General features: G+C 49.6%; 22 protein-coding genes. 2 read left to right on the plus strand and 20 right to left on the minus strand.

What is annotated here, in order from left to right; translation table 11 throughout:
- The 11 genes from AC4MRN_RS09915 to AC4MRN_RS09965 all read right to left on the minus strand — a co-directional run.
- Positions 1 to 1,127 (minus strand): hypothetical protein (locus AC4MRN_RS09915; protein ID WP_491203178.1); only part of this gene is annotated, 1,127 nt, incomplete at its 3' end.
- Positions 1,128 to 1,236: 109 nt separating this feature from the next.
- On the minus strand, positions 1,237 to 1,707 hold the full coding sequence (gene fliJ, locus AC4MRN_RS09920; protein ID WP_491203179.1) for a flagellar export protein FliJ: 471 nt from the start codon (positions 1,705 to 1,707) through the stop codon (positions 1,237 to 1,239).
- Between the two features lie 4 nt (positions 1,708 to 1,711).
- Positions 1,712 to 3,046 (minus strand): flagellar protein export ATPase FliI, encoded by a 1,335-nt coding sequence (gene fliI / locus AC4MRN_RS09925; RefSeq protein WP_073319082.1) that lies wholly within the window; start codon positions 3,044 to 3,046, stop codon positions 1,712 to 1,714.
- Positions 3,036 to 3,818, minus strand: coding sequence for a flagellar assembly protein FliH (gene fliH, locus AC4MRN_RS09930; RefSeq protein ID WP_370245865.1), 783 nt, complete (start codon positions 3,816 to 3,818; stop codon positions 3,036 to 3,038). The genes fliI and fliH overlap by 11 nt, the downstream gene beginning before the upstream one ends.
- Before the next feature lie 14 nt (positions 3,819 to 3,832).
- On the minus strand, positions 3,833 to 4,873 hold the full coding sequence (gene fliG, locus AC4MRN_RS09935) for a flagellar motor switch protein FliG (RefSeq protein WP_073319088.1): 1,041 nt from the start codon (positions 4,871 to 4,873) through the stop codon (positions 3,833 to 3,835).
- A gap of 10 nt (positions 4,874 to 4,883) precedes the next feature.
- On the minus strand, positions 4,884 to 6,578 hold the full coding sequence (gene fliF / locus AC4MRN_RS09940; RefSeq protein ID WP_491203180.1) for a flagellar basal-body MS-ring/collar protein FliF: 1,695 nt from the start codon (positions 6,576 to 6,578) through the stop codon (positions 4,884 to 4,886).
- A gap of 15 nt (positions 6,579 to 6,593) precedes the next feature.
- Positions 6,594 to 6,920: a flagellar hook-basal body complex protein FliE gene (gene fliE, locus AC4MRN_RS09945; RefSeq protein WP_155015452.1), complete on the minus strand. Its 327-nt coding sequence runs from the start codon at positions 6,918 to 6,920 to the stop codon at positions 6,594 to 6,596.
- Positions 6,921 to 7,154: 234 nt separating this feature from the next.
- Positions 7,155 to 8,501 (minus strand): sigma-54-dependent transcriptional regulator, encoded by a 1,347-nt coding sequence (locus AC4MRN_RS09950; protein WP_491203181.1) that lies wholly within the window; start codon positions 8,499 to 8,501, stop codon positions 7,155 to 7,157.
- Between the two features lie 3 nt (positions 8,502 to 8,504).
- Positions 8,505 to 9,659 carry a sensor histidine kinase gene (locus tag AC4MRN_RS09955; protein ID WP_255052913.1) on the minus strand — a complete coding sequence of 385 codons (1,155 nt, stop codon included), beginning with the start codon at positions 9,657 to 9,659 and terminating at the stop codon, positions 8,505 to 8,507.
- A gap of 233 nt (positions 9,660 to 9,892) precedes the next feature.
- The gene (locus tag AC4MRN_RS09960) at positions 9,893 to 11,317 is read right to left on the minus strand and encodes a sigma-54 dependent transcriptional regulator (protein WP_370241387.1); all 1,425 of its coding nucleotides are present in this window, start codon (positions 11,315 to 11,317) and stop codon (positions 9,893 to 9,895) included.
- A gap of 264 nt (positions 11,318 to 11,581) precedes the next feature.
- Positions 11,582 to 12,382, minus strand: a complete 801-nt coding sequence (locus AC4MRN_RS09965; protein WP_255052911.1) for a flagellin N-terminal helical domain-containing protein — start codon at positions 12,380 to 12,382, stop codon at positions 11,582 to 11,584.
- Positions 12,383 to 12,538: 156 nt separating this feature from the next.
- Here AC4MRN_RS09965 and AC4MRN_RS09970 point away from each other — a divergent pair, with 156 nt between their 5' ends.
- A complete protein-coding gene (locus tag AC4MRN_RS09970; protein WP_491203182.1) occupies positions 12,539 to 13,462 on the plus strand; it encodes a hypothetical protein in 924 nt (307 codons plus the stop codon).
- 34 nt (positions 13,463 to 13,496) lie between these two features.
- On the plus strand, positions 13,497 to 14,237 hold the full coding sequence (locus tag AC4MRN_RS09975; protein WP_491203183.1) for a class I SAM-dependent methyltransferase: 741 nt from the start codon (positions 13,497 to 13,499) through the stop codon (positions 14,235 to 14,237).
- A gap of 108 nt (positions 14,238 to 14,345) precedes the next feature.
- On the opposite strand, the gene AC4MRN_RS09980 is transcribed toward AC4MRN_RS09975, so the two are convergent.
- From AC4MRN_RS09980 to AC4MRN_RS10020, 9 genes are all read right to left on the minus strand, one after another.
- Complete coding sequence (locus AC4MRN_RS09980; protein WP_491054890.1) at positions 14,346 to 15,092, minus strand: FkbM family methyltransferase; 747 nt, start codon at positions 15,090 to 15,092, stop codon at positions 14,346 to 14,348.
- Position 15,093: 1 nt separating this feature from the next.
- Positions 15,094 to 16,191 (minus strand): hypothetical protein, encoded by a 1,098-nt coding sequence (locus tag AC4MRN_RS09985; RefSeq protein ID WP_491203184.1) that lies wholly within the window; start codon positions 16,189 to 16,191, stop codon positions 15,094 to 15,096.
- Positions 16,188 to 17,456 (minus strand): glycosyltransferase family 2 protein, encoded by a 1,269-nt coding sequence (locus AC4MRN_RS09990; protein ID WP_491203185.1) that lies wholly within the window; start codon positions 17,454 to 17,456, stop codon positions 16,188 to 16,190. Before AC4MRN_RS09990 ends, AC4MRN_RS09985 begins: the two co-directional genes overlap by 4 nt.
- Positions 17,456 to 18,250, minus strand: coding sequence for a glycosyltransferase family 2 protein (locus AC4MRN_RS09995; RefSeq protein WP_491203186.1), 795 nt, complete (start codon positions 18,248 to 18,250; stop codon positions 17,456 to 17,458). The genes AC4MRN_RS09990 and AC4MRN_RS09995 overlap by 1 nt, the downstream gene beginning before the upstream one ends.
- Positions 18,247 to 18,621 carry a RapZ C-terminal domain-containing protein gene (locus tag AC4MRN_RS10000; protein WP_015066469.1) on the minus strand — a complete coding sequence of 125 codons (375 nt, stop codon included), beginning with the start codon at positions 18,619 to 18,621 and terminating at the stop codon, positions 18,247 to 18,249. Before AC4MRN_RS10000 ends, AC4MRN_RS09995 begins: the two co-directional genes overlap by 4 nt.
- A gap of 13 nt (positions 18,622 to 18,634) precedes the next feature.
- Positions 18,635 to 19,510, minus strand: coding sequence for a glycosyltransferase family 2 protein (locus tag AC4MRN_RS10005; RefSeq protein WP_491203187.1), 876 nt, complete (start codon positions 19,508 to 19,510; stop codon positions 18,635 to 18,637).
- Position 19,511: 1 nt separating this feature from the next.
- A complete protein-coding gene (glf, locus tag AC4MRN_RS10010) occupies positions 19,512 to 20,675 on the minus strand; it encodes a UDP-galactopyranose mutase (protein ID WP_491203188.1) in 1,164 nt (387 codons plus the stop codon).
- Positions 20,676 to 20,693: 18 nt separating this feature from the next.
- On the minus strand, positions 20,694 to 21,635 hold the full coding sequence (locus AC4MRN_RS10015; protein ID WP_491203189.1) for a glycosyltransferase family 2 protein: 942 nt from the start codon (positions 21,633 to 21,635) through the stop codon (positions 20,694 to 20,696).
- A partial coding sequence (locus tag AC4MRN_RS10020) for an acyl-CoA reductase (protein WP_491203190.1) occupies positions 21,632 to 22,654 on the minus strand: 1,023 nt, incomplete at its 5' end. The genes AC4MRN_RS10020 and AC4MRN_RS10015, both read right to left, overlap by 4 nt.

Genomic DNA, 22,654 nt, shown 5'->3' on the forward strand with positions numbered 1-22,654 from the left:
TCGGCGCTTTCCTCGACTTCAATGACCGATTCATTGATCTGCTCAACATCCAGACTGAGCATAGTGTCGGCATCAGCAATTTGGGTTACCAGCTCCTGCTCGGGTGCAACCTCTGCGTTGTCTTTTTTATTCAACGCTTCTATTTTTGACAACAAACTAATGGCGACTGACAAAGGTTGTGGTGCCAACGCGATATCGACATCAGCAGCGTGCTCGGCATTTTCAGTTTGCACTTCCACCGGCAATGCCGTGTCAGTCAGACCCAGTGTTGGCTGAACGGGCTTTTCCAGACTCGCGCCGTCATTGCCTTCTGCGCCTTTACCCTCAGATTTGCCCGCTTTACCTTTGAGCTGTGCAATCAGCGCCATAAAATCAGCCAGGATGGCTTCCGACTGCTCCACGGTGATTGCAGCTGACTCGCCACTGGCGTCCAACTCTGGCGCTTCAGCAATTTGTGCAATTAATGCGTTGAGGTCTTCAATGATTTGCGCTTTGCCATTTTCAAGTTGATGCACATCGAGTCCGTCAATGGGGGCCTTCATTTCCGGTACAACCTCAGCCGGCAGGGGCTGTTTATCGTCCGTTACGCCCGGCCACTTCTGTTCAAATGTACGCAGCGCCTCCACCAGTGCCAGGTAATCCGTTTCAGATGCTGTATTGTCTACCTCAACGGCGGGAATGACGGCATCAGGCAGCGTATTTAACGAAACGTCATCTGTGTTTGCTAAATCAGCGCTTTCGGAGGACGAGGCATCGTCAGTTGTAGCTGTAGACGACGTGTTTTGGGAATTACCTGACGTAACCGTTTTGTCTACAGTAGCGGCTTGAACCTGTTCGCTCGCTTCAACAGACTCTGTGGGGATACTGTCCTGCTCTGTTTGGGTTGCCGCATCGTCCGCGTTTTTCGGTGCGGTTTGTGGGGGAACGGTTTGTGGCGGAACGGCTTCTGACTTTGGCGCAGCCTGAGCCGCGTTTCCAGGTTTTTCAAGCGCACGTTGTTGTTGAGAAAACACGTCAGCAAATTGTCCGGATTCAGCGCTGGTTTGCGTTGAATCAGGGGAAAGCGTTACCGGATTGTCCGGCAAGGCGGCAATTTGTGAGCCCTGCGTGGCAAGCTGTTGCATCATAACCGTGTCCTCATCACCTAACTAACTGATAATTGGTGTTTGTTGCTTTGATGTTAAGGATTAGAGCAAAGTCCGTTCCAACTTTGGAAACAATCGGAAGTGTGTGTTATTAACCCGCGAAGTACTGGTTACGCAATAACCGTTGAATCGCAAACTCATCCATGGCTTGCTGTTCCTGACGGTTGTCGAGCTGTTGCAGCGTATCGTGTTTTTTGCCGATGAGCTTCTCTACGGCCTGACGTTTGCGCTGCTGCGCCAACCATTGTCTTTTGCGCTGGTCGGCTACCACACTGGCTTGCGCGATGATTTGATTTTGTTGTTCACAGGCCTTGTCCAGCTTGGCGACGAAGGATAAGCGCTGTTGGTAATGCCGTGCACCAACCCCATTGCCCCCTTCCTGTTGCAACTGACGAAAGTAGTCCAGACGATATTGCTGCAAACTGGTTAGTTTTGCTTTTTGTTGTTGATAGTAATCCTGAGCAACGTTAAAGGCGTGAAGGGTATTTTTCTCCTTGTCTGTTTCCAGACGCAGTACCACATTCATTTGCTGTAGTGACTTAGCCACCTGGGTGCGACTCATTTACTCACCCCTTTCCTAATCCGCCAGCCAGTTGCGCCATGGACGCGAGGCTCTCGTCATAGGGCAGTACCTGCTTCATACCCTGTTGCAATAACGCGTTAATGGCAGGCTCGGCATTGATAGCCAAATCCACGCGGGGATCGGTCCCGCGGGTATAGGCGCCAAGTGTAATTAAATCTTTGTTTTGCTGATACGTGGAGTAAACCTGGCGCACCCGACGCGCTTGCATCAGGTGTTCTTCACTGACAACCTGCGGCATCACCCGGCTGATTGACGCCTCGATATCAATGGCAGGATAATGCCCACTGTCGGCTAATTGACGCGACAAGACTATATGCCCATCCAATATAGCCCGTGCTGCGTCGGCAATGGGGTCCTGCAAGTCATCGCCTTCGGTGAGAACCGTATAAAACGCCGTGATGGAGCCTTGGTTTTCACTGCCGTTTCCAGCGCGTTCCACCAATGCGGGCAGCCGCGCAAATACCGATGGCGGGTAACCTTTGGTTGCGGGCGGTTCGCCGACGGCCAGCGCAATTTCACGCTGGGCCATGGCATAGCGAGTCAGTGAATCAATCAATAGCAGTACATTCATGCCCTGATCGCGAAAATACTCTGCCACTGTCACCGCGGTTTCGCACCCTTTAAGGCGCATCAGCGGTGACGTATCGGCGGGTGCGGCAACCACAACAGCGCGCTCGCGCTCTTCGGGAGTCAGAATATCGTGAATAAATTCTTTAACCTCTCGTCCCCGTTCTCCTACCAGGCCGACAACGACGACATCGGCTTTCGCGCCGCGGGTCATCATGCCCAATAGTACACTTTTACCCACACCACTACCGGCAAACAGGCCCATGCGCTGACCTATTCCAACGGTATTGAGCGCGTTAATGGCTCTTACGCCAACGTCCATGGGTGAATCAATGGGTCTGCGGGTGAGTGGGTTAATTGGCGGCTTTACCGTTGGCACTCTTGTCGTGCTTTCTACTGGCCCTAAACCGTCAAGCGGCTGACCATTGCCGTCGATAACCCGGCCTAGCAACCCCAGGCCAACCGCCAGGCCACTTTCCCGGTTCAACGGTAATACCCGGGAGCCAGGTACAATGCCACGCACGGCTTCGGTTGGCATCAGGTAGGTAATGTGTTCGCCAAAGCCGACGACTTCGGCTTCAATTTCGCCGTCTACTGTTTGCACCATGCACTGACTGCCAACCGGTAACTGACAGCCCACGGCTTCCAGCGTCAGCCCAATACCGCGAACCAGTTTACCGGCCGCGACAACGGGCGGTGTGGGCACCTGTTTTTGCAGTTGTTGCAAATGCGACAACAGACTAGTGGTCATCCGGCAGCCCTTGCTCTAGCAGGAACTTGTCCAGCACGTTCTTACAACGGCGTTCGATAGACAAATCAACCGCGTTGTTTTGCGTAACAATATCACAACCGCCCCGCGACAAGGCTGGCGTGTCAATTAAGGTCCAGCCTTTTGCCTGAATCGTCTCTTCGCCGAAATGCTCGGTAACCAGGGCGATATCTTCAGGGTTGAGGTGAATTTTGTATTGAGATTCTTCTACCGGCAGGGCTTTCAGGCCTTCACTCAGCGCCTGTAAAATCACATTTTCAGACAGCGTGACTTCGGTGCGAATCACCGAACGTGCCAGTGCGACCGACAGTTTCACTATTTCTTTGCGAACCTGTTCGTCGGCCTGCTGTAACGGTGCATGCAGTTTTTCAACCAGGGATTGCCATAGCTCAGTTTGCTGATCGATTTGCGCTTTACCGTCTTCCAAACCTTGCGCCAGCCCTTCCTGGTGGCCCTGTTCAAGACCTTCTGCCTTACCGGCTTCCAGTCCTTCCGCTTTCCCTTCATCAAAGCCGGTTTGCTTGCCTTCTGCAAAGCCTTCATCGTAAGCGGCTTGTCGAATCGCTTCGATTTCTTCAGCCGTAGGCGGAAGAATTTCCTCCGGCTCTTCCGGTGGTTCGTACTTCCAGTCACTGCGACGGTTTAATGCATTTGTTCGGGTCAGGTCCAGCTGATCGGTTGTCTCGACATGAGGCAGATCCCAGCCTTTGGCCTCTTCGAGTTCTTCTACCGTAAAACGTTTAGTGGTTGCCATAGTTTATGTCGGTGTTAGAGGAACTCTTCACCACCGCCTCCACCAAGCATGATTTCACCGGCGTCAGCCAGGCGACGTGCCACCGACAGAATTTCTTTCTGAGCAGTTTCCACCTCACTGATACGCACAGGGCCAAGCGCTTCCAGATCATCCACCAGCATTTCAGCTGCACGTTTAGACATGTTCGCTGTAATTTTGTTTTTGAGCTCTTCGTCCGCGCCCTTGATGGCTTTAAGCAGCGAGTCTTGCTGTACTTCGCGCAGAATTGCCTGAATGCCACGGTCGTCCACGTCCACCAGGTTGTCGAAGACAAACATCAGGTCCTGAATCTGCTGACTCAACTCTTCGTCCTGCTCGCGGATAGCATCCATTAGCTGGCCTTCGATGTTGGTATCCAGGTAGTTCATAATATCGGCAGCTGACTTCAAGCCGCCCATCTTCGCCGCCTGTGTACCCGCCTGACCGGCGAACTGTTTCTCCATGATCTCGTTGAGTTCCTGCAGTGCCGCTGGCTGAACTTCTTCCAGGTTGGCGACCCGCATCAGTAAATCGAGACGAACTTTCTCCGGGAACTGCGACAAAATCTCGGCGGATTGCTCTGGCTCCAGATAAGACAATACAATGGTCTGAATCTGCGGGTGCTCGTTGCGAATAATGCTGGCAACCTGTTTGGAGTCCATCCACTTCAATGAATCCAAACCTTTGGCCCCTGAACCCATCAGGATCTGGTCGATTAGGTTGGCCGCTTTGTCTTCGCCCAGTGCCGCAGTTAAGGCACGCTTCACGAAATCCTGACTCTGGAACCCGATGGTCGAGTAGTTTTGAATTTCATCGATGAAGTTTTTATGCACGGCGGTGATTTTAGCCTGCGTCATATCATCGATACGGGCCATTTCTGCACCGAGCTTTTGTACCTGCTTGGGTTCGAGATGCTTTAAAATCTGCGCGGCATCTTCTTCCGACAAGCTCAGCAGCAAAATAGCGGCTTTCTCGACGCCTTCCAATTTACTGACGTCGTAGGCAGGTTCTTGTTGTGTTGCGAGTTCTTCTGCCATGGTCTACCCCTTACTCATCCTGCATTAACCAGCCTTTCACCACTTGCGCAGACAGCTCTGGCTCATTGGCCACCAGCGCACGCACGGCTTTCAGGACATCTTCATCTTTGTGTAAATCAGGCAACATCAGTGAGCCATCTGGCGCAAATCCCACCTGACCTTCATCAAATTCTGATGACAACATATTAATGGTGTCATCGCCCAAATCCAGCCCTTCGTCGGCGTCAAAGTCATCGCCAGCCTGTCCATCATCAGGATTGATCAAGCGTGACAACATGGGCTTAATTACGGCAAATATTAGCGCAATAACCACCAGGCCGCCCATTACCCACTTCACCAGAGGCATAAAGAACGGTTGCTCCCAGATAGGTAACTCTTCTTCGGCGCCGGTATCGATGCGACTGAACGGCATGCTTACTACTTCCAGGCTATCGCCCCGGGTTACGTCAAAGCCAATTCCGCCTTGCAATAGTCGACGAATACTCAACAGTTCTTCCGGCGTACGCGCTTCACTGGTTACCGTGCCATCTTCACCGGTTGTTTGCAGGTAATCGACAGCCACAGACACACTCAGTCTGCGGATCACGCCGGTTTGCTGCTTAGTATGACTAATTGTAGTATCCAGCTCGTAATTACGCGTGGATTCTTTGGTGGTTCTTCCGGGAACTGGCGCTATCTGGCCATTGCCACCCGCCTGCTCAGGAATGTTCGCGTCCAGCGGCGGCTGATTGCTAACCGCTCCGGGAATGCCAGCTGCAATAGAACCCACCGAATTTTCCTCGATGACCATTTCGCTGCGCACAGCAGGAAGATCAGGATTGTAACGACGTTGTGTTTGTTCTACCGCGGTAAAGTCCATGGTCACGTCAACCTGTGCGGTATAGTTACCAATGCCAATAACCGGGATCAGAATGGAATCGATTTTTTCCTGGTATTCGGTTTCACGCTGACGTTCGATTTCATATTCTTTGCGGGCACGTGCACTCAGCGAGTCCTGCGATCCTGAATTCAACAATCGGCCATTGCTGTCGGTTACCGTAACACGCTCTGGTTCCATGCCTTGCACCGCTGAGGCGACGATATCAACCACGGCGTCTACTTCTTCGCCGCTGATAACCGCGCCGCGATTCGCAGTAAGTACGACGGTTGCACTGGCCTTCTTCTCGCGACGGGCAAATACATTTTCTTTAGGTAACGCCAGCAATACACGAGCTTTCTTGATACTGGCAATGTCTTCGATTGTGGCGGCGATTTGCTTTTCGCGGGCATGTTTCAGGCGTTCCATCTCAACGCGCTGGCTCACACCAAAGCCCATGTCCTGCATGATGATGTCGGCACCGGCTTGTTCAGCTTGTGCCAACCCTTCGCGGCTCATGCCCAGTTTGATTTTCTGGTACTCGTCGACCCGCACCTGAATAATGTTGCCTTCCAGTTTGTAGTCAATCAAATTGGCGTCGAGGTAATCGAGGGTTTCGATGAGCTCTTCCGTGTCCATTTTCGCCAATGGACGGTAATCAGGCTCTTGTACAAACAACACCACGAAAATCGCAATGGCAACGGATATCACCAGTACCACCACTAACGTCATCTGACGCATCATGTCGGTATTGCCAATGGTATCCATGAAGCCAGACTTTTGCTCAGTCTCGCCGCCTGCTCCCACGGAGTCACTTACTGCCAGGTTTGTACCGGTTGCTTCAGCCACAGTTCACTACTCCACTTACACAGGCATGTTCATAATGGTTTTATAGGCTTCCAGCACTTTATTCCTGACTTGCACTGTCGCTTCAAACGCGATACCAGACTTCTCTTTTGCCAGCATAACGTCTGCCATGCTCAGAGAGCGATCGCCCATTTCAAAGCGCTGCTGCATGTCTTTGGATTCCAACTGCATGTCGTTGACTTTCTCAATGGCATTACTCAATAACTGCGAGAAGTCACTTTTAGACGTGTTGAGTTCGACCTGAGGCTGCGGATTTACGTCCAGACGAGTCTGCGCGATCATAGCCTGCATTTCCTGATACAAACTGTTGGCTTTAACGTCCATAACGGCTCCTGATTGATTATTTGTCACTTCCGTCGTCGGGAATATGACATTTTCTTTGACTTATGCAGAGATACAGCAAGGACCAGACCAACTTTTCAAATTTATAAAAATCAGCAAGTTAGCATTAAATGCCAAAAATATGACGGCAAAGGTAGGTAGATAGATAAGTTGGTATTGAGGTTACCAATAAAAAGAGGCGCAATTACTGCGCCTCTCAAAACATAGCATTTTTCGTTAAGCCGGTACGTCGATACCCTGATCGCGCATTCGCGCTAGTTTGTATCGCAAGGTACGAGGGCTGATCCCCAGTTTTTCAGCCACGTCTTTCCGCTTGCCTTTGCAGGCGGTCAGGGTATCCAGAATGATCTGATGTTCCTGATGACGCAATTCATTGCCTAATCTGCTGTTGTCTTCTTCTGGCTCTTCGATGGTTGCTACCGCAACAGCTTGACCTGTTGCGGGTTCTATCATTAAATCCGTCGCATCAATCGTGTTGCCTTCACATAAAATTAATGCGCGCTGACACACGTTTTCCAATTCCCGCACGTTACCCGGCCAGGCGTGTTGCAGCAGTTTATTACGCGCAGACGCACTTAACGTAAAGGTACCAAGACCTTGCTGCGAAGCATGCCGCGTGATCAGGTGCTCTGCCAGCGGAATAATATCGCCACTGCGTTGACCCAAAGGCAACCAGGTAATAGGAAATACGTTCAGGCGGTAATACAAATCCTCACGGAACTCGCCTCTGGCGACCGCCTCTTTCAGGTCGCGGTTACTGGTTGCAATGACCCGTACGTCCAAAGAGATAGTTTTTCGTGCGCCCAATCGCTCGACTTCTTTTTCCTGTAACACACGTAATAATTTGGCTTGTAACGCCAAATCCATTTCGGTGATTTCGTCGAGTAACAGCGTACCGCCCTGGGCTTGCTCAAACTTACCCGGACAGGCCTGAATTGCGCCGGTAAACGCCCCTTTCTCGTAACCAAACAAGGTGGCTTCCAGCATATTCTCCGGAATAGCGGCACAATTAATTGCAACAAACGGATTATTCGCCCGCTGGGAGTTGTCGTGAATATAGCGTGACAAGACTTCTTTACCCGAACCACTTGGCCCCAACACCATCACAGTCGCTTCTGAACGCGCGACTTTACGGGCTAACAGCAGTAACTCTTCGCTGCGCGGATCGCCTACTACCGGCTGACGGGATTCGACCTTTTGCGCAGGTGCATACCGGCCCACAAGGTTTAACAATACTTCCGGCGCGAATGGTTTGGAGAGATAGTCTGTTGCGCCATCGCGCATAGCCTGTACGGCATCGTCGATAGTGGCATAGGCCGTCATCAACAGTACCGGCAAATTGGCGTCTTTGGCTTTAATTGCTTTCAACAATGCCAAGCCATTCATTTCGCCCATTTGGATATCGCTCACCACAATATCAACAGGTTGACGGCCCAGCATCATAATGGCTTGCTCGGCACTGTCTGCAGCAACGACCTGATAATCTGCTAACAACAGGGTATCGACTAATGCTTCGCGCAGACCCGCATCGTCTTCTACGATCAAAACAGTTGTTTTTGACATGATTTACCCCTCTTTTACCGACGTTAATGGTTCAACGTCGCTGGAAAACGCCCGAGGTAGCATCATGGCGAAACACGCGCCGCCCTCTGGCAAATTGGTGACTTGAATTTTGCCCTGATGGGCTTTAGCGACCGATTGCACTACGGCAAGTCCCAGGCCTGTGCCATGGGTTTTGGTAGTGAAAAACGGTTCGAAGATTTTTTGCTTTGTGGCATCAGTAATACCCGGCCCCTGATCGGACACGGCCACCACCAGCCAGCGATTACTCACGCGAAACTGCACCTGAATCGTACTTTCTTTCGGGCTGATCTGGCTGGCATTTTGAATCAGGTTTAATACTGCGCCCTGCAGCGCCGTGAGGTTGCCGGTAATGCGTGCGTCAATATGCTGACCTTTGAACACCAGTGTCTGATTCATTCCCACTGCCATGGTTTGCGCGGTGGGCTCAATGGCGTCGAACAAAGTTGCTACACTTATGTCATTAACCACTTGCTGTTCACCACTCTTGGCAAACAACAGCATGTCGTTAACCTGATTTTCCAGCTCTTTCAGACGATCCTGCAGTTTATTAGCAAACTGATGACTGGCATCAGCGCCTAGTCCTTTGCGGGTCAGGTTGGCTGCATACAACATGGCAGCCGATAATGGCGTGCGTATTTGATGCGCCAGTGACGCGACCATTTTACCCAATGACGACAAGCGTTGAAGATGACTCAGACGCGCTTGTAACTGACGGGTTTCGGTTAAGTCGGTTAGAACGATAAGCTGACCCGGCTCGTTCACAAGTGGCGTAATGGAGAGCTTAACCCGGCGTCCATCGTACAAAGACACCTCGTGACCATCGTCGGCACGGGGTTTAAACGAGCGCGCGATAATGGTTCGCCACAGCTCACCTTCCAGCGGTTCCCCCAAAAAGACCTTTGCCTGCTCATTTGCCTGACGAACAATCCCCTGACCATCGATAACCACCACGCCTGCAGGCATAACCTGCAATAAGTGGTTAAGACGGGAAGCCTGTTGTTTCAATGAGGCCAGCTCTTGTTGCTGAGTTTGAGCCTTGTCTCGGGCAACACTCAAATCGGTGAGCGTTGCGCCTGCGCCGCTTGGGGCGTCGGTGATATCCTCAATAAGATTGGCAGAACGACTTTTTAATGCCATGGGATCCTCGTCAATTTGCAGACACTGATTAACTTACCCAATGATTTAGCATTTGCCGTGCCAGAAATTACATGTTTAATTTCATATAGTTATAGAATATTTGATAGATTGGATTTACGTCAATTAACTGACGGCGGGAAATATGAGCAATAAACAGAAGGATGAATGTTAGAAAAAAGCGGTGTTCAGAAGAAAATTAAACCACCTGAAGCGTTAGTATTGAGAGGCAAACACTAACGCTGAATATCGTATTTACGCATCTTTTCAACCAGCGTAGTCCGGCGCATACCCAGTTTATCGGCGGCCCTTGCAACCACCCATTCCTGCTGCTCCAGCGCCTGTTGAATCAAATTGATCTCAAGCTCTGAAAGGTACTCTTTCAGGTTTACGCCTTCATCGGGCAAGAAGCCATTGATGGCAGGTTCCGCTTCAACGTCGTCCTGTGCGGCGCTTTCAGCAAACAATTCATTGAATGCTTCGCGCTCAAGCACTTCTTCAGGATAGTCCGGCTCGAAAGGTTCAACGTCACCATACTGGTATTTTGCAGGTAGTTCCTGCACGTCGACAATTTGGCCCGGATACAGAATCATCAACCGTTCGACCAGGTTAGACAACTCGCGTACGTTACCCGACCAGGAATGTTCCATTAACGAGCTGATAGCGCGTTCAGTAAACTTAACCGGCTCAACGCCCTCGCCATGAATACGTGTAATCAGTTCCTGTAACAACAACGGAATATCTTCACGGCGCTCACGCAATGCAGGACTGTCAATTGGGAATACGTTCAAACGATAATACAAGTCTTCGCGGAATTTATCGTCGGCGATCATTTTTTCTAAATCGCGGTGCGTCGCGGCAATGATTCTGACGTTACACTGCATGGGCTTGTGCCCGCCTACGCGTTCAAACGTCCGTTCCTGCAATACGCGAAGTAACTTAACCTGCATTTGCAGAGGCATATCGCCAATTTCGTCAAGGAATAACGTGCCGCCTTCGGCAAGTTCAAACCGCCCTTTCCGAGCACTAATGGCACCAGTAAATGCACCTTTTTCATGGCCGAACAATTCACTTTCCAGCAGTTCACCGGGTATGGCACCGCAGTTTACCGGAATAAACGGCCCGTCTTTGCGCTCAGATAAAAAGTGAACATTACGCGCGACAACTTCTTTACCGGTACCCGACTCGCCTAGGATAAGCACGGTCGCGTCTGTTGGCGCTACCTGCTCCACCAAGCGGCGAACCAATTGAATTTGTTCACTCTTACCGACCAGACTGCGGAACAGTCGGGTTTTCATAGGCACCGCACTATTGCGGACCGGATGACTGCGAATGTATTCCTGACAACGGTGAATAGCCTGCGTGAGCACCGGATAAGTAATGGGCAGACTGACATGCCCTACCAAGTTGCCAACCGTTGGCGTTGGTTGGTCGTCAACGTTAATCGCAACAAAGGGGTGCATAGGGAAGGTTTTAACCAGGGCTAACGCCTGTTCACCTGACGCGATATCTAATAGTACAGCGGTTGGCGACAGCTCGGTTAATTGCTCAGACGCTTCGGATACCGAGAAGGAACGACAAGATTCACCCAAAAAGGTCAGAATAGTATGTAAATTCTGAACCAGAGCATTGTTGTCGCTAACCAGCAGGATATCCTTCATTCGTTCCCCGAAACGCTTTTGTTATTATTACTAGTTTATACCAATCCTCACAAATGTGTGCAGTCGCGCAGTAAAGTTCTTTCCGATACCGCCTGCTTTGCTATGCAAAAACAAATTTGAATAACGATGCACTGTTGAAAAAGCGTGAGAATTGCAAACTGTGCACAGCAATTGTAGCGGTAACGCAGTGAATCGCAACGAAAAACCGGTGCTTCAAATACAAAAAAGGCAGGAAACCCTGCCTTTGATTAATTTTGCGACAATTTAACCGTTCAACAGACTCAGTACCTGACCTTGTTGTTGGTTGGCCTGCGCTTGTACCGTTAATGACGCTTGCCCTAATACATCGTTTGCGGCTTGCTGAGACACAGCCTGGGCATAATCGGTATCCTGAATACGGCTACGTGCGGCAGCGGTATTCACGTCAGACTGCGTTAAGTTGCGCGCCGTGCTGGCTAATTGATTCTGCACTGCGCCCAAATCGCCCCGGGCGCTACCTACGACTTCTACAGCCGCATCAGCCGCTGCAAGGACATCCTCGCTGGACTGGCTGGTAACATCGATATTCAGTACACCGTTTAACTCGCTGGCGATGTCACGCGTGTTCACACTGATTTGCTGACCAGCCTGAGCACCCACCTGAAAATTAATCTCGCTGTCAGACGACAATAATGGCTTACCGGCGAAATTCGTTTGATCGATGGTTTGGGTAATGTTTTCCTGCAGTTGGGTGATCTCAGACTGGATAGCCTGTTTGTCCGCAGCACTTAAAATGCCGCTACCGGCTTGCACCGAAAGCTCCCGAATGCGGTTAACGTCATTATTGATGCCTTCCAGACCGCCTTCGGCGACCTGAGCAAGTGATATACCGTCATACACGTTATTGACGGCCTGACGATTACCCTCTACCTGCGACGTAAGGCGATCAATAATCTGCTGCGCAGCTGCACCATCAGCGGCACTGTTGATTTGTTTGCCGGACGCGAGCTTCTCTGCCAGCGATTGCTGACGCTCCTGTACCTGCTGCAACAACGATGTAGATGTATCGGAGTTTAGTTTGATCATACCTTTCACCTCTACATGAATAATAGCATTTGGCTAAGAATTAGCCAACGCTTACGGCTAAACTTTCTGGTTGTTTTGTTAAACCGCATTGATACTCAAGTATATATTTTAATAACCGATATAATGATACGAATTAACCAATTAAGATGATGGCGAATGAAGCTGTATCTTCATATAGGCTGGCCTCGCTCCGGCTCTACAACTATCCAGTCCGTACTGCATAAAAACAGGGCAAAATTGTTGGAGCATGGTGTACTTTATCCTAAAACAGGTGCCCAGGATGTAGGGCATCACCGTTGGGCGGCACCTGCAGTTCCTGAACCCATTGATTGGATCAAGCCAGCGGATAAGGATGTATTGTTATCTCAACTACGAGACGAAATCACCTCCTCTGAAATGCCAATATCATCGGTAATTATGTCTTCTGAAGCTTTTATCTATTGCCAGGACTTCACCGTTTTTGAGGACTACTTTGAAGGCTTTGAATTGGAAATCATCGCCGTACTTCGAGAGCAACTTAGCTTAATAAATTCAGCTTACTACAGACAATTGTCAACTAACGCAACGAAACTAAGTCCTGCACATTACGCCGACTCGTTTATGAGTAAACCGGACTACTTTTACCAGCAAAAACTATCTCCGTTAGTGAATAACGCCAACCTGACTCCAACATTACATACCTTATCGTTTCATTCATTCAACGATGGTTTCTGGAGCAAGTTTCTTGAATTGCTAGGTATCCCTGACTTGCCCTTAGTCGCTCACGGCAATGAAAGAAAAAATGCCAGCTTATCGGGTAAAGCCATCAAAATATTGCAAAGCTGGCCATCAGACACACGTTTAATTGGCCCGAAATACGAGCAATTCAGAGAACAGTTACTCGAACTGTTTGGACCCGCTACCCCTGGGGATACTCTGTTACCAGACGATACATGTAATAAAGTAATAGAGACATACGCTGACGACCGTCAGTGGGTACTAGATCAATTCGGGATAGTACTACCGACGCCAACGTTGAACCTGGACAGCAGTGAGCCGTCGCTAGCTGAAACCTTCAACGTAATTCACAAACTTGTTTAAGTTTAATTTGCTCAAAAACTGATTTGGAGAAACCATGACATTTTTCGATACATTCAATACATTGGAATTGCCATGCGATAAGTTACTTCACTACTTTGACATCTACGATACATGGTTATCCAAGTTTAAAGGTAAAAGTCCAAGAGTTTTAGAAATCGGCGTGAAGCACGGTGGTAGTGCTGAATTATGGTATAAGCATTTCGGTGAGGGAACCCACATAACAGGTGTCGATCTTAATCCGATTGCTCAAGACGCAGAATACTTGACATTATTACAAGGAAATCAGGGAGATAGTGATTTCTGGGACACCTTTATTAAGCAACATGGTGACACCGGTTTTGATATCATTTTAGATGACGGCAGCCACGAAAATGCACATCAAATCCTAACGTTGGAAAAGTTATGGCCGTTGCTGAGAAGCAATGGCGTTTTTCTGTGTGAAGATACCCACACCAGTTATTACGAGGGTGTTCGTGTGAAAGGAGGCGGTCTGAAGAACCCCGCGAGTTTCACAGAATACGCCAAAAATCTGCTTGATTTAATCAGTGACAAGCACACTTACTTTGCGTTAGGCGTAGGAAGAACACCGGACAGCGTACATGCAGACACCGAACTGATGCGGCATTACGAGGGGCTCAAATCATTGCATTTCTACGACAGTGTAATCGTAATTGAAAAAGACAATAACCAACCCCCTTTCAAGAGAGTCAACTCATCCAAAGACGTAAGTTACGGGCCTTTAGCCAGCCCTGCGCCGGAAGATTTCTCGATTTAGCAAAGGATGCCATTCGACGTGTTCGCGTAGGAAGAGAATGGCATAGCCATAAACGGCATAAGATACCGATACGAACCCATGTAGTATTTTGCGTAGCGCTTATGCCGATTACGCGTCTAAATAATACCAGTCATCCCATCTGGAGACTTCAGTATTCCAGCGTGAAAAGCCTTTAGCGGTAAGTAATGTAAATATACCTTCTCTCTTGGCTTCATCGCCGCCATGTTCAACGGCAAGTAAGCGCACTTTCCACCGGGAAAAATCAAAGGCGTTTAATATCTCAAGTTCCGAGCCTTCGGTGTCGATTGATAGAAAATCAATCGTATCCGGAGCATCATAACGCGCTAACAGCGCATTCAACGACAAGCAGTTTACCGTGATTTCCTTTGCATGACTGCGAGCCCCAGAGGCTTCGTGATTGTCGACAGGAACGATATCACCTACACGAGATAATTCAGGTTCATCCTCTACGTCAAAAAACGTTGTCGTGTCCTTTGCGCCATCGGTCACACAGTCAAAACAAATATTGCATTGGCGGTTCTTAACGATATCGGCATGCCATCTGGGATTAGGTTCCGCCAATATTCCAGACCAACCATATTTTTGTTCCAGTAAAGCCGTGTTGCTCATGACCAACCCATCACATGCGCCAAACTCAACAAAAAAACCTGGTTTCTCAGTACCATGCATGTATAGCGCCCATAGGTCCTGATACAGCTGAGAATGCGATAAGTCTGCTAGCGGATAAGCAAAATGGAAAAAATCCATGACTTGTACGTCTCTGAGTGTACCTTCACGTTTGCGGTCTAACACTCTCTTTACGAAGTCCGCACTGCTTGCGATGACTTTCCCCATACTAATCTCCAACAGTCCAGTACATAGATGGCAATGCCTTTCCGTATTCAGACAAGGTGTCTACGATTGATGATGCATGCATAAAGCTTGCGACAACGACAAACGGGTTGTCGAGTGTATTGAGTTTATCCGGAGGAAACACACTAACGTGCAGTAAGCTGTCTTTTTCTGTGGCATATGTATCAATAACACAATTCACTTCTACGCCGTGTTCATTCAGCAAAGTTAGCAAGTACTCGCCGAAATCACCTTTGCCATAAATAACAACAGGTCTTTTCAGGGTATGCGCCTCTGTGCAGGCGTTTATCAACGACGGTAATTTAGCCGACACTTTTTTCGCCAGAACCTGTGGTCCGAATCCCAGGTACCGGCGGCTATCGAAGGGATTCGGCGCCAACTCGCGTCGAGACGCATCAACGCCATGTCTGTTGCTGTAACCAAACTCGTCGATCATTTGACTGAAAGTAGTTTGCAGCCAGTTCACTTCATCTTCTGCCAGCGTCGCAATGCGCTTTGCCACATTGCCTACCACACCCTGACTCAGGTTTTCAGCAAAACTGGCATTAGATTCCGACACGTAGGCAATATCGTCTACATTGCTTTTGGCTTCCAGCATGGCGGCATTAAACTCAATGGGTAACGCTTCACAGGCTTTATTGAGCGCAGCTTCGGGATTTGCAACAAAATCCTCAAAGCACATTACCGGCCAACCGTGCTGTTTGAATTGCAACCAATCTTTTAGAAAACGGCTGAAACGCAACATAAGCGGTGGATCTTCTGCAGTTACCCCGTTTAACCCATACCATTTGTGCTTCAATGAGGCCCAGGCGTCGAAAGGATTACGTACGATCAACAAAGGGTAAACCTCGTAGCCTTGTTGTTCGTACACGGCAGCGACCTCTTCCCAGCGAAATGCGATGGTAGTCATTTTTACCCATACCACTGGCGCCGACACGCGCGCCAGATTCATCTCGATGCGATCTGACGCCATATCCAGAATGCCGTCGAGTTCCGGGTGCTTCAAAAACGAGTGAGACACGACCGTTGTGCCACCGCTTTGTAATCCTGTCGCCAAAATAAGGGGTTGTCGTTGTGTCAAAATATTCTCTTTGTCTCTACGTTCATTGCAGCTAGCTGCGCAGCAATGCTGGAAAAGGCCTGATGTGCCGTGATCAATATCGGCCAATCCCCTGAAAAATTAAGCTTTTCCGGGGCAAGAATGGGGTTACCACTCAACATATCTCCGGCGCGACGACTGTCGACAACCGTTACCGACAGTGACAGTTGAAGGATCGCAATTGCTTGTTCCGCCAGTTCATTCATCCCCCAAATAACGACACTATCGCACTTTGCCTCGGCGGCATATGTGGACAGCTTGCTTATTCGCCGTAGCAAAATAGCGGCTGGATAATGCTGAGCGCGCCAATCAAACACCTCATTAGCAACTTTTGCTATCGAGGTCGTTGATTTAAGCGGTGTTGCCAGCAAAGATCTGCGAACATCGACGGGTAACGATTCAATTGCATACTCAAGTTCAGCGGGATGTACCGGAATTGTGCTCAACTTAGCCTTTAATATCTGCGCGATTTCCTCGATACAGTCAGGCCAGAACCGTTGAAAATCTGCAAAATGATTAGCGAAAAATCGCGTGGCGGCAAGCAGAGCGTTAGCAGAGTCAATAGTCACCGATATAAAGTACTGATGCCACACCCAAGCTCTGGTTCTTGCCATGTTTTCAGTAAAACTGGACATACTGCCATCGTATTTAAAATAATCGGCAACGATAACATGCTGTGTGATAAAACGGGCACCGGCCAGGGATAGCCGTGTGATCAGATCGTAATCTTCGTGCCCATGGCGCAACTCTTCTGCGGTGTTGAAACCACCGATTTCGTTTAGTGCAGAGCGAGCGAAAACAAAACTATGAGGAGGCCCAAGATTTCCCTGCAGCAATGCTGTTGAAATATTTCCGGTTGCCGGGAATACAGGATCAGAAAATTCGCCGCGACACAGCATATATCCGCGCTGAACAACCGAAACTTGTCTGGATGGAGAAATAGATAAGCTGAAGTCCAGCGCATTAGCGTGCAACACATCGTCGCTGTCTAAAAAAATCACCCAGTCGCTGGAAACCCGTTTTAGCCCTTCGTTGCGGGCGGCGGCCAGGCCTTGATTCCGGGTTCTGACAACAGTGAGACTCAGGCCGCGACTGACAGACGTTACATCAACGGGTACATCAGAACCGTCGTCAATAACCACCACCTGAGATGGGGGGATCGAAAGATCGTGTAGCGATTGAATGGCCTTTTTAACCGCCTCGTTATGATTAAAACAAGGTATAACAATCGCTACACTAGCGGGCATTACAGCGCTCCGGCCCAATATGTCCGGTGTAAGGAGTAGGTATTGTGTTCAATGTCATGGTGTTTAGTGGCCACGTCCCAGAACTCGGTATCCCAGTATTCACCATATTGCTCTACAAAATAATTGTAGGCAAAGCGTTTGGCGTTGATCTGGTATTGTTCACGGGAAATGGTCTTGGTATTTTTGGCGCCGTAGGTCGTGCCCCCAAGATGCAAATAATCCAGGCCATCGTAATAGGCCATAAACCAATCATCGCGGTACAGTTTATAACTGTATTCGTGAATGGCACCCCAGCAATATTTAAACGTATGGTTGAAGAAGCCGTATTTTTGCACCACTTCACCACGCATGAATAAAAACAGGTAATCCGACGTGGTTACCGGTCTCAGTCCACTGCCCTTCGGGCGTGCTCCGGGGTAATCAGAGTCTTTCTCGGCCGGCGACATACAGCCCAAACGAGGGTTCGTCTCCATCACATCAATCATTTCAGCCAGAAAATCGGTTTTGTCGTTTACGTAAACATCGTTCATGCAGAACAGATAGTAATCGTAGGTCTTCTGCATGTTCAGGTAGTTCAGGCCAACGTTATGACCAAAACACTTACCTTTAAAATCGTCGTCCGTGTAGCTTACCGTAGGATAAGGAGACAGGTTTTGCGCGTCGGTGCCACATTCAACCACCAGAATCTCTTTATTCGGGTAGCTGTCCTGTTCGAAGTGCTTTACGCTGCGCTCTACCAAATCGGGGCGGTTACGCGACACGATAATGATAGCAATACTGGGTTGCTGGCTCATTGCTTCCACTCCCGGTGAATTACATCAACATGCATGCCTTTGGCTCGCATAACACCTGCGATATGCTCAACGATAATGGCAGAGCGGTGGCGGCCAGCGTTACAGCCAAACGCAATACGCGCGTCGTCATCCAGAGTAACAATCACATCCAGCATAGGCAGTAAGGTTTTAACAAAGTCGTTCACCTTGGGCTGACTCAGTACAAAGTCCACCATGGCGTTGTCGGGCTGATCGAACAAGCTCCACTGGCTTTCACGCGCCGGGTTTTTGGCAAAGCTTACATCGAAATAATAGTTAGCATTCGGGCTGCCGTATTTAAAGCCAAAGCTAATTAGCGTTAACTTTTGCATAGGTTTTTGCGTATTTTGCATCATTCGCTCCTGATTACCGACCGGGCATTCGGCTTAGCCGACGCTCAATTTCAGTCATTACCGCAGGGTTAATGCGGCTCAATTGCTCGCCTATCGCAAGTACAGACGTCGCTAACGTATTCATATCACCGGTATAATCTGCACCCATCAATGGCCCGGTAAACAATTCCACATCCTGCACATCGTGCGCTATGCCGAGTTGTTGCCAAAGGGCTGACAAACACAACGCGCGTTGCGCTAACTGCACAGATGAATACTGTTTAGATACGTTATCGGTATGAAGTCGGTAATCCATTAATATTTCTGTCGTGGCGTAGAGTTTACCCTTGCCAGACAATAAAAATCGACAATAAAAGTCCATGTCTTCCATGTGTGGAAACTGCGACCGGTAGGAAAAGTTCTCGTACACGTCGCGACGCACCATCACAGAGGGGTGACACAAGCAGGTATTCCCTACCAGCTGCAGCGCCCGGGTTTGTTCGTCGGTTTGACGGTAATGCCAGGTACCTTGCTGTTCGCCAATGAGCGCAACTTTGCTGCCCAGTATTGCCAGCTCCGAATCGCGCCGGAAGTAATCAAGTTGGGTCGCAAAGCGTTCCGGGTAACATACATCGTCGCTGTCAAAACGCACGAGATAGCGGCCTTGTGCGGCCAGTATTAACTGATTCAGCGCAGTCACAATGCCGCTGTTGGGCTGGGAAAGCAGCGTGATTCGGGTATCGGCGCGGGCGTAGTCCTGCACTATCTTGCGGCTTGCGTCAGATGAACCATCGTCCATTACCAGACATTCAAAATCCTCAAAGGTTTGCGCCAGCACAGAATCCAGCGCTTCGGCAATGTAGTCCTGTGCGTTGTACATGGGTAGCAGGACCGAGATGACGGGCGTCATATCAGTTACCGTATCGCTGGTTAAACAGAGTCAGAGCGTTTGCTACCGCGTCATCCATGTTGTAGTACTTGTAGTCGGCCAAGCGCCCCAGCACAACAACCTGCTGGTATTGCTGAATTCGGTTGCGATAGGCCTCGTATGCCTGCTCGTTGCTGTCGGTAAACACCGGGTAATACGGTACGTTGCGTTTGGGGTCGTGGCGATCGTAATCCTGCGGATACTCCCGAACAATTGTGGTGTGATCGCTAGCACAGGGCAAAATATGCTTGAACTCTGTGATACGCGTAAACGCTTCTTCGTTGGGGTAATTCACTGTGGTAGCCGGCTGGAATTCGCTTGTTGGTAGTGTTTCGTAATCAAACTGCAGTGAGCGATAAGGCAACTCGCCGTGCTCGTAGTTAAACAACGCATCCAGTTGCCCCGTAAAGATAATATCTCCACTAAAAGGCTGCCCATCTACGGTTACCGAAAAATCGTTTTTATTAAGCCGAACACGCTGGGTGGCATCCACACCCAGTTCAACCGTAATAAGGGAATGGCTGAGTAACTTTTTAAACAACGCCGTGTACCCTTCTGCGGGAATCGCCTGCCAGGTGTCGTGAAAATAGCGGTCGTCGCGACTTACCACTACCGGCACGCGCGCCGTTACAGCGGGTGAAATGGCCTCGGGACGACATCCCCATTGCTTTGCCGTGTAGTTCACAAAGAATTTGTTATACACCACGTCAGCCAATTGCTGTAGCGCAGGGTGCTGACTTTTACGCAGCTCCAGAATAGGCACCTTAGCACCTTCGCCGTATTCGCTCAGAAGCACTTCGGTCAGATGCTCAGCCTCGGATTTCGGATACAAAGCATCCAGTGTATTCAGGTTGAATGGTAACGGTACCAGCTTGCCATCTACCCTGCTTAGCACTTTGTGTTCGTATTCGTGCCACTGAGTAAATTGCGATAAATACGCCCACACGTCAGGTTTATTGGTATGAAACAAGTGCGGGCCATATTGATGCACGATAATGCCGTGCTCGTTACGGTAGTCGTAACAGTTGCCGCCAATGTGATTTCGCTGTTCAAGCACCAGCACGCGTTTACCGCCCTGATTGGCCAGGCGCTCGGCCATTACAGCGCCGGAAAACCCGGCTCCAATCACAATTGCATCATAATTCATGGATAGGCCTACTGGCAGTTACGCCAATAACTCCCGGACTTTTTGAGGTTGCTGGTGATGCTCAAAGGCAAGTGCATGGCGTTCATTGAAAAAGTCACCGTTAGCCGCAGAGGCGCAAATATAGCGGGTAAACAAGGCATCCTGCTCCCTGAACAGAAAATACAGTGCCGCCGCAAACTGGTGATGTGCTATACCGGCATCAATAATTTCCTTTGCAACACCAAACTGTGACGCGGCCTGACAGGCAGCAATAATATCGTTCAGACTTTGCTCGCGGCGTTCGCTGCTGCGTTGGGTCTGAGCCCCAAAACTCTGGCTGTGAATTCGGTAGCGGCCCAACACCTCAGGCATAAAATCAATACTGGCGTTAAGGAACCCGGCATTCAGAATGTAGAACGGGTAATCCAGAATGATTTTGCAGTCGGCTAACACCGAATCTACTAAATGATCATGACGACGAAACATCACTGCACTGGCCTGCAAATACGTGCCATAGCGAATAAGGTGTTCAATCCCCGAGCGTGCTGGCACATGTTGCCAATTGTAGTGTTGTTGCGAGTAGAGCTTAATCGAGGCATTGGTGTCTGAGTCGAACATATCTGATTCGTGATACACCATCTGGCAATCCAGGTGGCTGTCCAGGTAGTCGACTTGCTTTTGTAACTTACCGGGTAAGGCAATATCGTCACCGTCCAGATACGCAATGTACTCCCCCTGCGCGGAACTCAGCAGCGTCTTCATATTATTCGCCAGCCCACCATTTTGTGTTTTGTAAATGGCACGCAAGTGAGGAAATACGTTCTCTAAACGCTGAATAACCGCCGCGGTATTATCGGGAGACGCGTCGTCACACACGATAACTTCATAATCAAAATTAACGGTTTGTTCCAATACAGAGCGCAAACAAGGCTCAATGTACTGTTCCAGTTTAAACGCCGGGACAATGACCGATAACTTCATAGCACCACCACCTTTCGGGCTAATTGGGTAAGTAACTCGTAGCCGTCCCAATCGGGAGAAAACTGCAAGGCTTCTCCGACGGGAACGACGCGATCTATTCCTGTTATCGACGGCTGCGCTAAAAACTTAACCATGTCGTCCTTAGCGAAGCCCCAGTAGCTCAGGGTTTGCAGTTTGGGCGTAGTTAATGCGGCCAGGTCGTTGAGCGAGCTTATTGAATGCACGGGAAGGATCCAGTTGCCCGGATGTGCCGGGCTGACCAATGCGGTACCTGACGACAGTTCAATGCTGCACACCCTGCCGTTGAACTGATAGGCTGTCGCCTCGCCTGACGCCACCAGCCATTGACTGAATACAAGTTGTTCATTGCGCAGTGTTTCTGGCGCATTGGCTGAATGGGCACAGCGGCCAATGGCTTCCAGTAGCGCCTCTTTTGCACGGTTATCTCCTACCCATACCAGCGCGCGGGGCGACGAGCATGCCTGTTGCAAGTATGGCTGCATGTCACGCCAGATCCCCTCTGCCAGGCGTGCTTGCTGTTCGGTTGTCGCACCTGAGAACGCTTCACCATTGATTACGCATGCGGAATGACGGTCTGCAAAACTGATATCACGACAACGGGGCTTGCAGGGTAACTCGCGGATCTGTAACACACTGTCATCCCCGCCCCACAGTACTCTGGCATCGGCCAGTACACTGAGTTCGTCACCGGACTCGCTTTTGTGATCGTACTGAATAAACTGATTGGCATTGGCAATATCGCTGAATTCAGCAGCATTAAGCACATCAAGCAGGGTATGCAACAGCGTTTGTTGCAGAGCACTTTGCTGACTTGAGAGCCTGACAATATTGCGGTTACCCATTAACAATGCGCAAACCCAGCTGTAAACAAACATGGTATCGACGTTGGCCGGCGTGTAATGCACTACCAGTCCCAGCGGCTTAAACGTACCGTTAAGCGATCCGGTAAATCGCGTCAGACTGGCTTTACGCAACCAGAAACCCAACGCCACCAGCTC

The organism is Marisediminitalea sp. (assembly GCF_984433645.1).

Bases quoted from the DNA above. Each gene is read 5' to 3' on its own strand.
- fliJ (WP_491203179.1), bottom strand. From the start codon at position 1,707: ATGAGTCGCACCCAGGTGGCTAAGTCACTACAGCAAATGAATGTGGTA.
- fliI (WP_073319082.1), bottom strand. From the start codon at position 3,046: ATGACCACTAGTCTGTTGTCGCATTTGCAACAACTGCAAAAACAGGTG.
- fliH (WP_370245865.1), bottom strand. From the start codon at position 3,818: ATGGCAACCACTAAACGTTTTACGGTAGAAGAACTCGAAGAGGCCAAA.
- fliG (WP_073319088.1), bottom strand. From the start codon at position 4,873: ATGGCAGAAGAACTCGCAACACAACAAGAACCTGCCTACGACGTCAGT.
- fliE (WP_155015452.1), bottom strand. From the start codon at position 6,920: ATGGACGTTAAAGCCAACAGTTTGTATCAGGAAATGCAGGCTATGATC.
- AC4MRN_RS09950 (WP_491203181.1), bottom strand. From the start codon at position 8,501: ATGTCAAAAACAACTGTTTTGATCGTAGAAGACGATGCGGGTCTGCGC.
- AC4MRN_RS09955 (WP_255052913.1), bottom strand. From the start codon at position 9,659: ATGGCATTAAAAAGTCGTTCTGCCAATCTTATTGAGGATATCACCGAC.
- AC4MRN_RS09960 (WP_370241387.1), bottom strand. From the start codon at position 11,317: ATGAAGGATATCCTGCTGGTTAGCGACAACAATGCTCTGGTTCAGAAT.
- AC4MRN_RS09965 (WP_255052911.1), bottom strand. From the start codon at position 12,382: ATGATCAAACTAAACTCCGATACATCTACATCGTTGTTGCAGCAGGTA.
- AC4MRN_RS09970 (WP_491203182.1), top strand. From the start codon at position 12,539: ATGAAGCTGTATCTTCATATAGGCTGGCCTCGCTCCGGCTCTACAACT.
- AC4MRN_RS09975 (WP_491203183.1), top strand. From the start codon at position 13,497: ATGACATTTTTCGATACATTCAATACATTGGAATTGCCATGCGATAAG.
- AC4MRN_RS09980 (WP_491054890.1), bottom strand. From the start codon at position 15,092: ATGGGGAAAGTCATCGCAAGCAGTGCGGACTTCGTAAAGAGAGTGTTA.
- AC4MRN_RS09990 (WP_491203185.1), bottom strand. From the start codon at position 17,456: ATGCCCGCTAGTGTAGCGATTGTTATACCTTGTTTTAATCATAACGAG.
- AC4MRN_RS09995 (WP_491203186.1), bottom strand. From the start codon at position 18,250: ATGAGCCAGCAACCCAGTATTGCTATCATTATCGTGTCGCGTAACCGC.
- AC4MRN_RS10000 (WP_015066469.1), bottom strand. From the start codon at position 18,621: ATGCAAAATACGCAAAAACCTATGCAAAAGTTAACGCTAATTAGCTTT.
- AC4MRN_RS10005 (WP_491203187.1), bottom strand. From the start codon at position 19,510: ATGACGCCCGTCATCTCGGTCCTGCTACCCATGTACAACGCACAGGAC.
- glf (WP_491203188.1), bottom strand. From the start codon at position 20,675: ATGAATTATGATGCAATTGTGATTGGAGCCGGGTTTTCCGGCGCTGTA.
- AC4MRN_RS10015 (WP_491203189.1), bottom strand. From the start codon at position 21,635: ATGAAGTTATCGGTCATTGTCCCGGCGTTTAAACTGGAACAGTACATT.